This is a genomic window from Nonomuraea basaltis (assembly GCF_005893125.1).
In the GTDB taxonomy this organism is placed as follows: domain Bacteria; phylum Actinomycetota; class Actinomycetes; order Streptosporangiales; family Streptosporangiaceae; genus Nonomuraea; species Nonomuraea basaltis.
This window is the reverse complement of record NZ_VCJS01000048.1, coordinates 20,235-32,958: the sequence shown is the minus strand read 5'-3', so window position 1 is coordinate 32,958 and position 12,724 is coordinate 20,235. Positions and strand designations below refer to the sequence as shown.

The 12,724-nt window shown below is 68.1% G+C and carries 9 protein-coding genes, 4 tRNA genes and 1 riboswitch; of the genes, 6 read left to right on the top strand and 7 right to left on the bottom strand.

Going from position 1 to position 12,724, the window contains the following annotated elements:
• Positions 1-22 precede the first annotated feature (22 nt).
• Positions 23-218, bottom strand: a riboswitch (cobalamin riboswitch).
• A gap of 4 nt (positions 219-222) precedes the next feature.
• The 4 genes from EJK15_RS23305 to EJK15_RS23290 form a co-directional block, all read right to left on the bottom strand.
• Positions 223-1,170, bottom strand: a complete 948-nt coding sequence (locus tag EJK15_RS23305; RefSeq protein WP_171074491.1) for a Bug family tripartite tricarboxylate transporter substrate binding protein — start codon at positions 1,168-1,170, stop codon at positions 223-225.
• Between the two features lie 133 nt (positions 1,171-1,303).
• Positions 1,304-2,086 (bottom strand): SAM-dependent methyltransferase, encoded by a 783-nt coding sequence (locus EJK15_RS23300; RefSeq protein ID WP_240777159.1) that lies wholly within the window; start codon positions 2,084-2,086, stop codon positions 1,304-1,306.
• Positions 2,087-2,146: 60 nt separating this feature from the next.
• Positions 2,147-3,967, bottom strand: a complete 1,821-nt coding sequence (gene glmS, locus EJK15_RS23295; protein WP_138712579.1) for a glutamine--fructose-6-phosphate transaminase (isomerizing) — start codon at positions 3,965-3,967, stop codon at positions 2,147-2,149.
• A 14-nt stretch (positions 3,968-3,981) separates the two neighbouring features.
• Positions 3,982-4,257 carry a hypothetical protein gene (locus EJK15_RS23290; RefSeq protein ID WP_138712578.1) on the bottom strand — a complete coding sequence of 92 codons (276 nt, stop codon included), beginning with the start codon at positions 4,255-4,257 and terminating at the stop codon, positions 3,982-3,984.
• Between the two features lie 325 nt (positions 4,258-4,582).
• Between EJK15_RS23290 and EJK15_RS23280 the strand changes: the two genes are divergently transcribed.
• The 6 genes from EJK15_RS23280 to EJK15_RS23255 all read left to right on the top strand — a co-directional run bounded on the left by EJK15_RS23280 (position 4,583) and on the right by EJK15_RS23255 (position 9,470).
• A complete protein-coding gene (locus EJK15_RS23280) occupies positions 4,583-6,949 on the top strand; it encodes an N-acetylmuramoyl-L-alanine amidase (RefSeq protein ID WP_240777158.1) in 2,367 nt (788 codons plus the stop codon).
• A 91-nt stretch (positions 6,950-7,040) separates the two neighbouring features.
• Positions 7,041-7,112, top strand: a tRNA-Gly gene (locus tag EJK15_RS23275).
• A 15-nt stretch (positions 7,113-7,127) separates the two neighbouring features.
• Positions 7,128-7,198, top strand: a tRNA-Cys gene (locus EJK15_RS23270).
• 49 nt (positions 7,199-7,247) lie between these two features.
• Positions 7,248-7,319: transfer RNA gene (locus tag EJK15_RS23265), tRNA-Gly, on the top strand.
• A 19-nt stretch (positions 7,320-7,338) separates the two neighbouring features.
• Positions 7,339-7,410 (top strand) — tRNA-Val (locus tag EJK15_RS23260).
• 224 nt (positions 7,411-7,634) lie between these two features.
• On the top strand, positions 7,635-9,470 hold the full coding sequence (locus EJK15_RS23255) for a glycoside hydrolase family 97 protein (RefSeq protein WP_206061057.1): 1,836 nt from the start codon (positions 7,635-7,637) through the stop codon (positions 9,468-9,470).
• A gap of 35 nt (positions 9,471-9,505) precedes the next feature.
• On the opposite strand, the gene EJK15_RS23250 is transcribed toward EJK15_RS23255, so the two are convergent.
• Genes EJK15_RS23250 through EJK15_RS23240 form a run of 3 tightly spaced genes read right to left on the bottom strand, consistent with a single transcriptional unit; the run spans position 9,506 to position 12,451 of the window.
• Positions 9,506-10,336, bottom strand: a complete 831-nt coding sequence (locus EJK15_RS23250; protein ID WP_138712576.1) for a carbohydrate ABC transporter permease — start codon at positions 10,334-10,336, stop codon at positions 9,506-9,508.
• Positions 10,326-11,225, bottom strand: coding sequence for a carbohydrate ABC transporter permease (locus tag EJK15_RS23245; protein ID WP_138712575.1), 900 nt, complete (start codon positions 11,223-11,225; stop codon positions 10,326-10,328). Before EJK15_RS23245 ends, EJK15_RS23250 begins: the two co-directional genes overlap by 11 nt.
• Positions 11,192-12,451 carry an ABC transporter substrate-binding protein gene (locus EJK15_RS23240; RefSeq protein ID WP_171074490.1) on the bottom strand — a complete coding sequence of 420 codons (1,260 nt, stop codon included), beginning with the start codon at positions 12,449-12,451 and terminating at the stop codon, positions 11,192-11,194. The genes EJK15_RS23245 and EJK15_RS23240 overlap by 34 nt, the downstream gene beginning before the upstream one ends.
• Positions 12,452-12,724 lie beyond the last annotated feature (273 nt).

The window sequence follows — 12,724 nt, the reverse complement described above, 5'->3', positions numbered from 1 at the left end:
ATGGACACTTCATGCCGGGCCGTGGCCCGGCATGTCGCCGGCAGGTCTTCGGGCTCGCGGGCGCGCTCAACAGCTCCTACTGGCCGTCGCTTCCCAGATCGCTCCAGTGCACATGACGGCGGTCGTTCCCGCTCACCGCTGCGGGGCAGCCCCGGAATCGCACCGGGTTCCCTTTTGCTCCGCCTCCGGGGAGGCGAACCAGCGACGAGCAGGATCCTACATCTAGTGGCCGTTTCCGCAACCGGCACCGCATGTTGTGGATTTGATCGTGTCGAGCAGTCCGAAGTCCCGCAGCACGGCACGGATGCGCTCGACCTCGGTGCCGAGCCACAGCTCGAAGTCGTCGCCGCTGAGCGGGATCGAGACCCACCCGGCGGCGCGGCAGGCGGCCCGCCAGCCGGGCGAGCCGGTCACCTCCTCGCACATGCGGATGGCCGGCTCGCGGCTCTCGTCCGGCATGCCGTCGGGGCCGAAGGCCGCGCTCCAGTCGGCGAAGTCGACGCGTACGCCGCACTCCAGCAGCGTCGGCACGTCGAGACCGGGCACCCGGCCGGCCGAGGAGACCGCCAGCGCCCGCACCCGGCGCTGGCGGATGCTCGCGCGCCAGTCGCCGAGCAGGCCGGCGGCGGCCGCGGCCTTGCCCGACAGCAGCGCGATGACGGCCTCCCTGCTGCTGGGGTAGCCGGTGTAGTCGACCTGCCTGGTGTCGGCGCCGAGCCCCTTGGCGATCAGGCCGAACAGCAGGTGGTCGGGCTCCCCCTGGGGGCCGCCCGCCAGCAGCGTCTGGCCGGGGCGGGTGAGCAGGTGGGCGCCGAACTCGTCGAAGTCCTTGAAGCGCGAGTTCGCGGGCACGACCACGACCTCGACGTCGCCGGCCAGCCTGGACAGCGGGGTGGCGGAGTCGAGGAGCGTCTGGCCGTTGTTCAGCTCGGCCGCGGCCAGCGCGGGCAGGCCGGTCACGGTGATCCTCGTGCCGATGCCTGTTTCGTACCCGGACGCGCGGGCCGCGCTGACGAACGCCTGCCCGACCCGGCTCCAGCGGGCCCCGCCGGGGTTGATCAGGAACTTGGCACGCATCCCCGCCGTGCCGGTGGTGACGCGCTCCGTGCCGCACCCGGCCGCACATGCGGCCACGCCCAGCCCCCATGCGAAGAACCGCCGACGGCGCATGTTGCCTCTCCCCCGAACCTCGCGTACCCCCATTACTTCAAGTTATTGACACATTACGCAGAGATACACATTTACCCCGAGGCGGTACTCCCGAAATGTCGTGATTTATTCGATCAAAGGGTGATCGAAATGGTCAGGATGCTTTTTTCGCGACCCCTGCCATGAGCGACGACGGCAATGACCAGTCCCCCACGAGTTTGGGCCGGTCGGGCCGCCAGTCGACGGCCTGCACGAGCCCCGGCGGATCCAGCGGGAAGTCACCGAAGAACGCGCGGATCTCGGCGGGCGTGCGGTCCGCGCCGCCGTTCGTGGCAGAGCCGCGGGAGACGCCCCTGGCCCGCTCCTCGTCCTCCAGCCGCCCCAGCGTGGTGGCGTGGCTGATCACCAGGTAGCTGCCCGGCGCCACCCGCGCGCGGAACGCGGCCACCGCCTGCTGCGGCCGCGCCGAGTCGGGCACGAAGTGCAGGATCGACACCAGGAGCACCCCGACCGGCCGGTCCAGGTCGAGGAACCTCCCGGCCTGGTCCAGCACGTCGTCGGCGTCGAGGAAGTCGGCCTCGACGCAAACAGCCCTGCCCGAACCTCGAGCTCCGCCGAGCAGGGCTCTCGCGTGTGCGGCCACGACGGGGTCGTGATCGACGTAGACGACCCGGGCCTCGGGAGCGACCTCGTGTGCGCTGCCCTGGGTCGGCAGCCCGCTGCCCAGGTCGAGAAACTGGCGGACACCGGCGGCGGCCACGTAGCGCACGGCACGCTGGAGGAAGGCCCGGTTGGCGCGGGCCAGCGGGACCGCCTCCGGGATCAGCTCCGCGAGCTGGTCGATGGCCTGGCGGTCGACCGCGAAGTTGTCCTTCCCGCCGAGCATGTAGTCGTACATGCGTGCGAGATTGGGCCGCTGTTGGTCGAACTGCCGCACATATCGAATTTATGTCGTCCGCAGCGGGATAACGAGGTTTGCGGCGGAATTAGCCATCAATTACTCGACCGTAACGCTCTTGGCAAGATTGCGCGGCTTGTCCACGTCGCGGCCGAGCGCGACCGCGGCGTGGTAGGCGAGCAGCTGGAGCGGGATCGTGAGCAGGATCGGGTCGAGCTCGATCTCGTTCTTGGGGATCACGATCACGTCGTCGGCCAGCTTGGCGTCGGGCTCGCGGTGCCCGACCATGAGGACCCGGCCGCCGCGGGCGCGGATCTCACCGAGCGTGGTGAGGTTCTTGTCGAGCAGCTCGTCGTCGGGGACGATCGCGACCGTCGGCATGTCGGGGCCGATCAGCGCGAGCGGGCCGTGCTTGAGCTCGCTGGCCGGGTACGCCTCGGCGTGCACGTACGAGATCTCCTTGAGCTTCTGCGCGCCCTCCCTGGCCACCGGGTAGCCGCGTACGCGGCCGACGAACATCATGCTCGCGTGATCGGCGTACTTCCGCGCCAGCTCGGCGATCTTGTCGCCCTGGGAGAGGATGTCCTCGATCTGCCCGGGCAGCCGGCGCAGGCCCGCGACGATGCGCCGCCCGTCGGCCGGCGACAGGTCGCGCACCCGGCCCAGGTGCAGCGCGAGCAGCGCGAACGCCACCGCGGTCGAGCTGAACGCCTTGGTCGAGGCCACCGAGACCTCGGGTCCCGCGTGCAGGTAGATGCCGCCGTCCACCTCGCGGGCGATGGCGCTGCCCACGGCGTTGACGATGCCGATGACCCGGCCACCCTTGCGCTTGAGCTCCTGTACGGCGGCGAGCGTGTCGTACGTCTCCCCCGACTGGCTGATCGCCACGTAGAGCGTGTCGGGGTCGACGACCGGGTTGCGGTAGCGGAACTCGCTGGCCGGCTCGGCGTCGGCCGGGATGCGCGCCAGCTCCTCGATGAGCTGCGCACCGATCTGCCCTGAGTAGTAGGCGGACCCGCACCCGATGATCTTCACCTGGCGGAACGAGCGGGTCTCGCGGGCGTCCATGTTGAGCCCGCCGAGGTGCGCGACGTGGAAGCGCTCGTCGAGCCGGCCGCTCATGGTACGGGTGATCGTCTCGGGCTGCTCGGAGATCTCCTTGAGCAGGTAGTGCTCGTAGCCGCCGGAGTCGTAGTGGCCGGCGTCCCAGTCGACGGTCAGCGGCTGCTTGGCCGTCTCGCGCGCGTCGCTGGCGAAGGTGTGGAAGCCGTCGGCCTTGAGCACGGCCAGCTCGCCGTCCTCCAGGTGCACGACCTGGCGCGTGTAGCGGACCAGGGCGGCCACGTCGGACGCGGCGAACATCTCCTTCTCGCCGATGCCGAGCACGATCGGGCTGCCGTTGCGCGCCACGACCACCTCGCCGGGCCGCTCGGCGTCGATGACCGCGATGCCGTACGTGCCGACGATGCTCTTGAGCGTCTTCCTGACCGCCTCCTCGAGCGAGTCGTTCTCGTCGACGGCGTGGGCGATCATGTGGGCGAGCACCTCGGTGTCGGTCTCCGAGGCGAACTGGACGCCGTCGGCCGCCAGCTTGGCGCGCAGCTCGTCGGCGTTCTCGATGATGCCGTTGTGCACGACTGCGATGCGCTGGTCCGCCGACAGGTGCGGGTGGGCGTTCTCGTCGCTGGGCACGCCGTGCGTGGCCCACCGGGTGTGCCCGATGCCGAGGCCGCCCTTGAACCTGACCGGCACGACCTTGGCCAGGTCAGCCACCCGGCCCTTGACCTTGCGTAGTTTCAGCCCCTTGTTGGACACCACGACCCCGGCCGAGTCGTAGCCCCGGTATTCAAGCCGCTGCAGGCCCTCCAGCAGGATGGGCGCGGCGTCCTTGGGGCCGACGTAGGCCACGATTCCGCACATCGAGGTCTCCTCTGTTATCCGTAGACGATCCTGCGTAGCTGTCGGAGCGACAGCTCTGGCGCGGCCACCCGGCGGCCGCGTAATTCGGCGGCGATCCTGGGGAAGATCTCGTCGTTGGTGTGGCCGCGAGTCTTCAGCTCGCCGTGGCGGCGGCGTACGAACTCCTCGACGGACTCGGAGAAGTACGCCAGCACATCGGCGACCACGCGGGCCGCCTCGCCGGGATCGAGCGGGCTCGTCCTGGTGAGGTGGGCGATGAGATCTTCGTAGGGATGGCGTGCCGTGGACACAGAGGAGGACACTACGGCTCTGGAACGAGACACGCCAACATCCTGCCCGATATCGGGCAGGAATTAACGCCAACCTTTGACTGACGCGCCCTGGTGGGTGTTTTTTGACTGAGATCGCCATGACACAGCGATCTCAGAAGTCGGGATGAGATCGCCGATGCCCCCTCCATCGGCGGCCGGCCGAGCATCTCGCGCCGGATGACTGGGATGCCGATTTCGCCGCTGATTCGACTGATCTCATGTGCATCATCCACCCCGTCTGTCACATCCCTTTCAGAGAACAGTTACGGTGGGTAATCACGTCGTGACGTTACGGGGAGATGCCATGCAGCTCTGGCTCGCCGCCATCTTGACCGCCGGCGCGCTCACCGCACCGGGGGATGATCTCGCATCGGAGTCCGTGGCCGGATCCGCAGTACAGGATGACTCGGGACGCGCGGGCGGTCTCGTTCGGGAGCAGCGAGCCGCCGTCTCGGGGACGGCCGGCTCTGGACGGCAGGCTGATTTCGCCGCCGCCGCCCGTGAGCATGGGGTGCCGGTGAGCGTGTTGCTCGGGGTCGCCTATCTGGGGTCCCGCTGGGACGCGAACGGAGGGCGGCCGAGCACCGCCGGCGGTTACGGGCCGATGCACCTGGTCGACACGATCCCCGCCGAGACGCGGGCCGCCGGGGATGCGCACGGTCACGAGCTCGGCGACGCACTCGGGGACGCCAGGGGGGACGAGGCCCGCCCCATGCGTCATGCGCTCGCCGCGCCTCCCCCGGGCTCGGCACCGCGGATCTCGCAGGCGACGCCACGGACGACGCTCCCCGAGGCCGCGCGGCTGATCGGTGCCGAGCCCGCCCGGCTGCGGGACGATCCGGCGGCGAACATCCGCGCCGGCGCCGCCCTCCTCGCCTCCTACCAGAACCGTCCCAGCGCCGACCCCGCCGGCTGGTACGACGCGATCGCCCGCTACTCGGGGGCGGAGGATCCGGTCGCGGCGCGGGGGTTCGCCGACGAGGTGTTCACGGTGATCCGGGAGGGGATGGAGCGCCGTACCGACGACGGCCACCAGGTACGGCTCGACCCCATACCGGATCTGCGTCCGCCAGGCGCTGCCCCGGACGCCTGGAAGACCGCCGGGAACGGCACCCCTGCCGAGCCGCCGCCAAGCGACACCCAGACCGGCACTGACGCGCCAGCCGACATCGGTGCACAGACCGGCGTGGACCCGCACCTGTCCGCTGAAGGAAAGCCTCGCGCCGTCGATGCCTCCCACACTGGTGCAGCCCCCAACGCCAGCGCGACCCCTGACGCCAGCGCGGTCCCCAACGCCAGCGCGACCCCTGACGCCAGCGTGGCCCCTGACGCCAGCGTGGCCCCTGACGCCAGCATGGTCCCTAACGCCAGCGCGACCAATGACGCCACCATGGTCCCTAACGCCAGCGCGACCAATGACGCCACCATGGTCCCTAACGCAGGCGCGGATCCCGACACCACGACGACCGTGGAATGCCCCGCCTCCCTAGCCTGCGAATGGATGCCCGCCGCCCACGAACGCTTCGGCGGCAAGAACCAGAACAAGGACTACGGCAACCACGACCGCCTGATCCGCCCCCGATCCGTCGACTACATCGTCATCCACGACACCGAGGGCACCTACCAGGGGATCCCCGCCATGGTCCGCAACCCGAAGTACGTGAGCTGGCACTACACGATCCGCTCCCGTGACGGACATGTCGCCCAGCACGTGGCGACGAATGACATCGCCTGGCACGCGGGCAACTGGGACTTCAACACCCGTTCGATCGGCATCGAGCACGAGGGTTACCTGGCCAAGGGCGGCACGTGGTACACGGAGGCGATGTACCGATCGTCGGCCACGCTCGTCAGGTATCTGGCCGACAAGTACGGCATCCCGCTCAATCGTGCCCACATCCTCGGCCACGACAACGTACCGGGCAGCACCCCTAAGGCCGTCCCCGGCATGCACAATGACCCCGGCCCGTACTGGGACTGGGCCCATTACTTCGACCTGCTGAAGAAGCCGCTCATGGCGGCGGAGGGCGGCGACTCCGTCATGATCCGCCCGTCGTACAACGCCAACCGCCCCCGATTCACCGGCTGCGTCGCCGCCAAGGCCGGCAAGCCCTGCCCGCCGCACGGCGCCGCCACCGTGTGGCTGCACACGGCGCCGAGCGAGACCGCCCCGCTGGTCAGCGACATCGGCAAGCACGGGGGCAAGCCCAGCTCGTACAGCGTGTACGACCACGCCGCGCGCGCCTCGACGGGCCAGCGTTTCGCCGTCGCGGGCCGGCAGGGCGACTGGACGGCCATCTGGTACCTGGGCCAGAAGGCCTGGTTCCACAACCCGCCCTCGAACCCCACCGCCGTCCCCGCCAAGGGCCCGCTTGTCACGCCCTTGAGGCCCAACACCAAGGTGTACGGCCGCGCGTACCCCGAAAAATCCACCTACACGCCGGCCTCGCACGCGCAGGCCTCGCATGAACCCCTGGTCCCGCTCCAGTACAAGATCGGGCCGGGGCAGACGTACACGGTGGGCGACACGATCACCGGCTCCTATTACTCCGCGGAAACCTTCAATCCGTCCAAGCACATGACGATTACGGGCAAGCTCCGCTACTACCAGATCCAGCTCGGCCACCGGGTGATGTTCGTCATGGCGAAGGACGTACGCATGGTCGGTTGAATTTCGCCCCACCGGCCGCTCAGTGCACACGGGCACTCCGCGGAGACGATATGGTTTTCCCGTGGCCTGGCGCATGTCGCGCGGGGTTAACGCGGAAGTGGCTCAGTGGTAGAGCATCACCTTGCCAAGGTGAGGGTCGCGGGTTCGAATCCCGTCTTCCGCTCGGAGTCAAACTCCTGGTGGAGTGGCCGAGAGGCGAGGCAGCGGCCTGCAAAGCCGTCTACACGGGTTCAAATCCCGTCTCCACCTCGGCGACCGGCGGACCCTCCAGGATCCGCTAAAGTAAGTGCAGCGCTATGCGGAAGTGGCTCAGTGGTAGAGCATCACCTTGCCAAGGTGAGGGTCGCGGGTTCGAATCCCGTCTTCCGCTCTGAGTAACAACTCAATACGGACGATTAGCTCAGCGGGAGAGCGCTTCCCTGACACGGAAGAGGTCACTGGTTCAATCCCAGTATCGTCCACCCCCGCTCCATGGCAGATCAGGTCCGACCTGATCAGACAGGAGACAAAGCCCCAGCTCACGGCACATGCCGAGAGCCTGGGGCTTCTTGTTGTCCGCACCGTCAGACGGTCGTCCCCTGGCAGAAGCCCGGGTCAGCCAGGCACCTCGTGCCCGATTTCAATTCTTAACGAAGTTAATTAGGGCTACAATCGGTTGCAATCTCCAGCCCTCGGGAGGCACCCGTTGAACTGGTTACTCAGCGGCGCTTTGATCGCCGGACTGCTGACAGCTCCCACCACCCCTGCCGGCACCTGGACCGTCGAGGCCCCCGCGGGCGGGCCCGTCGCCACCGTCCACCTCGACGAGCAGGGCCGCCCGTCCGTGGCCGTGTCGAGGGGTGGAGTGACCGTGCTCGACCCCAGCCCGCTTGGCGTCATCACGGAACAGACCGACATCACCACCGGCCTGAGTCTGACGGGCCGCTCCAGCCGCGCGATCGCCGAGAAGTACTCCACCACGGCGGGCAAGCGCCTCGATCGCATGTCCGTGATGAAGGAGACCCGCTTCCGCTTCACCCGCGGCGATACCGGACTCGATCTGGTCGTCAGGGCCGCCCGCGACGGCGTCGCCTACCGCTACGAACTGCCCGGCGCGGGAGTCGTCCTTGGCGAGGCCTCGGCGTTCGCCGTTCCGAGCGGGTCCACCGCCTGGCTGGCCAAGCATCGCCGCGACTACGAGAACCCGTTCATCGAGTACACCGACGTCCCCTTGGCCGAGTACCAGATGCCCGCGCTGTTCGGGGTCGGCAAGAACCACCTCCTGCTGGCCGAGTCGGCGTTGAACGGCTCCTATACCGGCCCCCGCCTGGTACGCGACCAGAACACCTACAAGATCGCCCTCTGGGACGCGCGGGTTCCCTACGACGACGGCTTGACCACACCCTGGCGGGTCATGGTCACGGGCGACCTCGCGACCGTCACCGAGTCCACCCTCGTCGATGACCTCGCGCCGGACTCCGAGGTCGCCGACACTTCGTGGATCAAGCCGGGCAAGGTGCTGTGGAGCTGGCTGGCCGGTGGCCGGCCCGTGCAGCAGAGCCTGGAGCGTCAGAAGGAGTTCGTCGACTACGCCTCGCAGCACCGCTGGCCGTACGTGCTGGTCGACGCCGGCTGGTACGACGATCCGGTCACCGGCGAGCGGGCCTGGACGGATCGGACGGCCGAATTCACCTGGATACCCCAGCTCGTCGAGTACGGCAGGGCCCGCGGGGTCGGGATCATGGTGTGGCTGCGATTCTCCGACTTCGACACCCACGACGAGCGCGTCCAGCGCTTCGGATTGCTGCGCCAATGGGGTGTCAAAGGCGTCAAGCTGGACTTCATCGACTCAGAGGCTCAGGAGCGACTGCAGTGGTACGACGAGACGCTGCGGGACTTGGCCGGCAACCACCTCATGGTCAACTTCCACGGCTCGAGCGTGCCCAAGGGGATCAACCGGACGTGGCCCCATGTCATGACCATGGAAGGGGTGCACGGTGCGGAGAAGTCGTCGAACCTGACCACCAGCCACCTGGCGGCCTTGCCGTACACGAGGAACGAGATCGGCTCGATGGACTACACGCCGATGGCCTTCCAGCGGCCGAGCCGGCCTACCTCCGACGCTCACGAGCTGGCGCTGTCGGTGGTGTTCGAGTCGGGGCTGCAGAACCTGGCCGGGTCGCTGGACGCCTATCGGGCGCGGCCCGAGGCCGAGCGCTTCCTCGACCAGGTGCCCAGTGTGTGGGACGAGACGCGGCTGCTGTCCGGCAGGCCCGCAGACCACACGGTGATGGCCAGACGCAGCGGCGACCGCTGGTTCATCGGCGCCGGAGTCTCCGGGGCGGCCCGGACCCTCAAGGTGCCGATGGGCTTCCTGCGGGGGCGGTGGCTGGTCGAGGTGACCGGGGACGGCGCCGGCGGTCTCGTTCGTGAGGCGCACGTGGTGCCCGGCGGCACGCTATCGGTGGAGGTCGGAGCCGAGGGCGGTTTCGCCGCCATCGCCTGCCGCTGGCGGCCCGGCCTGACGACCTGCGCACGCTGAGCAGGGCCCCGGTACGCGCCGTACCGGGGCGCTGGTCAGCCCTTGAGGCCCGTGGTCGAGATGCCCTCGGTGATGCGACGCTGGAAGATCAGGAAGAAGCCCAGGATCGGGATCAGCGACAGCACCGCCATCGCGAGCATCGGGCCCCAGGTGGAGCCGCCGCTGGAATCGAGGAACGCCCGGAGCGCGAGGGGCACCGTGTAGGTGGACACATCGCTCAAATAGACGAGCTGGCTGAAGAAGTCGTCCCACGTCCAGATGAAGGTGAAGATGGCGGTCGTGATCAGTGCGGGCCGCGACAGCGGCAGGATGATCCGCCAGTACACCTGGACGGGCCCGCACCCGTCGATGCGGGCCGCGTCGTCCAGCTCGCGCGGCAGCGACCGGATGAACTGCACCATCAGGAAGATGAAGAACCCGTCCACGGCCAGGAACTTCGGAACGATCAGCGGCAGGAACGTGTCCACCCAGCCGAGGTACTTGAACAGCGTGTACTGCGGCACGATCAGCACGTGGATCGGCAGCATGATCGACATCATCATGATCGCGAACCAGAGCCTCCTGAACCGGAAACTCAGCCGGGCGAAGGCGTAGGCCGCCATCGAGCACGACATCACGTTCCCGGCCACGGCCGCCGCCGCGATGAGGAACGAGTTCGCGAAGAACCCGCTGAAGGGCACACCCAGCGCGGTCCACCCCGTGGCGTAGTTGTCCGCGACCACTGTCTCCGGCACCAGCCCGGGATCGGTGAAGATCTCGTCGTTGGGTTTGAACGAGGAGCTGATCAGCCAGAACAGCGGGTAGAGCATGGCAAGTGCGCCTGCCACGACCAGCAGATGGACGGCCCAGCGACGGCTAGTCGGCATAGTGAACCCAGTACCTCGCGGAACGGAAGGCCAGCGCGGTGAAGGCCGCGGTCACCAGGAGGAGCACCCAGGCCAGCGCCGAGGCGTAGCCCATCCGGAAGTTCCCGAAGCCCTCCTGGTAGATGAACAAGGTGTAGAACAGCGTGGAGTCCGCCGGTCCCCCGGTGCCGCCGCTGATGATGAAGGCGGGGGTGAACGCCTTGAAGGCGTTCACCGTCTGCAGCACCAGGTTGAAGAAGATGATCGGGCTGAGCATGGGCAGCGTGATACGGAAGAACGCGCGCATCCGCCCGGCGCCGTCCACCGCGGCGGCGTCGTAGAGCTCGGCGGGGATCTGCTTCAACCCGGCCAGGAAGATCAGCATGGGTGAGCCGAACTGCCAGACGTGCAGCACGATCAGCGTGTAGATCGCGTACTGGGGGGTGGAGATCCAGCTCGGTCCCACGATCCCGAAATATCGCAGGCCATCGTTGATCAGGCCGTCCGCCCCGAAGATCTGCCGCCAGAGGATCGCCACCGCGACGCTGCCGCCCAGCAGCGACGGCAGGTAGTAGGCGGCGCGGTACAGCCCCACGCCCCGCATGGGCCGGTTCAGCAGCACGGCGACCAGGAGCGCGAACGCGCCGGACAGCGGCACGGAGAGGACGACGTAGATCAGCGTGACCCGCACGGCGTTGCCGAAGTGCGGGTCGTTGGTGAGCATTCTGGCGTAGTTGTCCAGCCCCACGAAGGACGGGGCGGTGAGCAGGTCGAAGTCGGTGAACGAGAGCGCCAGCGAGGCAAGGATCGGCCCGCCGGTCAGCAGGAGCAGACCGGCGAACCACGGCAGCAGGAACAGGTAGGCCGAACGCCTCTCTACTTGAGCACTCGTCGGGCTTCTTCGAAGAATCGGGACACCCCCTGATCGATCGTGAGCCTGCCGAAGCCGATCTCCTGGTTGATGTTGGTGAGCACCTTGTTGTGCAGCTCACCGGCGCCGAGCGGCTGCGGTGGAGGGAGCGGGCCGACCTCGTCCTTGATGGAGTCGATGTAGCCGTAGACCAATTGCTCGGACGGCGACGCCTTGGGCCGCAGCGCGGCGCGGATCGCGGCCGCGGGCGGGATACCGCGCTCGGATCCGAGCTGGGCGGCCACGTCCGCGTCCGCGACGAGCGCGTTGACCAGGGCCACCGCGTCGTCCTTGGCCGCAGTCCCGGAGCTGACGGTCAAGAGCATGGACGGCTTGTAGTACTGGCCAGGCTTGTCGCCCGTCGGGAAGGTGTGGAGGCCGATCTCGTCCTTGGTGAGCGACGCGTAGGCGGTGAGCTGGTTCGACCAGGCGAAGTCCATGACCGCCTTGCGGGTGGCGACCAGGCTGTTCTGCACGTCGCCCGTCGCGGTGGCCTGGACGTCCGGCGGCGTGGCCGCGCCTGCCTTGCGCAGGCCGTCCCAGAACGTGAACCACTCCTTCAGGTCGTCCTCGTCGTAGGCCAGCCCGCCGTCGGCGGTGAAGAACATCTTGCCCCGCTCCAGCAGCCAGTTCTCCAGCGCGCCGCCGTCCTGGGCGCCGTCCTCGGTGCCGAAGACGCCCTTGCCCGCGAGCTTCCCGGCCAGTTCGCCGTACTCGGGCCAGGTGAAGGTGTCGGGGATCTCCACCCCGCGCTCGGCCGCCAGGGTCTTGTTGACGATGAGGGCCATGGAGTTGATGCCGAAGTTCACGGCGTACTGCTTGCCGTCGATCTTCCCCGCGTTCACCACGTCGGGGTCGAAGCCGGACAGGTCCAGTCCCTTGCCGACGTACGGGCTCAGGTCCAGCAGGCTGCCGCGCCTGGCGTACTCGCCGAGGTAGGAGTAGTCCATCTGGATCACGTCGGGGGCGTTGCCGCCCGCGGTCTGGGTGGCCAGCTTCTCCCAGTAGCCGTCCCAGCCGGAGAACTGGGTCTTGATCTGTACGCCGGGCTTCTTCTTCTTGTAGGCGTCGATGGCCTTCTGCGTTGCGGTATGGCGTGCCGTACTGCCCCACCAGGCGAACTGGAGGCCGGCGCCCGAGCTTCCGCCCCCGGCGCAACCGGCCAGGGCAAGAGTGGCCGCGGCCGCGCCGGCCTGGAGGAATCCTCGTCTGCTGAGATCACTCATGCGGGAGTGTCCGTCCATTGAACCGTAAAATATTTAACTTGGGACGTTAATTCGGCCGCAACATCGCGTCAACGACTTCCGGCAAACGGTTGCGGCATCGAGACGCTCGGATCTCTAGGGGGTCTTGACCGTGATCCATGCCCGAAATACCGTCTTTGGTGCCTAACACATCCGACCTATCCACGGTGAGGGGCACTCTATGGAGCGGCGAGATCTACTGAAGGCCGGGGGTGTTCTGGCGGGGGGCGCACTGGTGGCCGGCTTACCGGGACG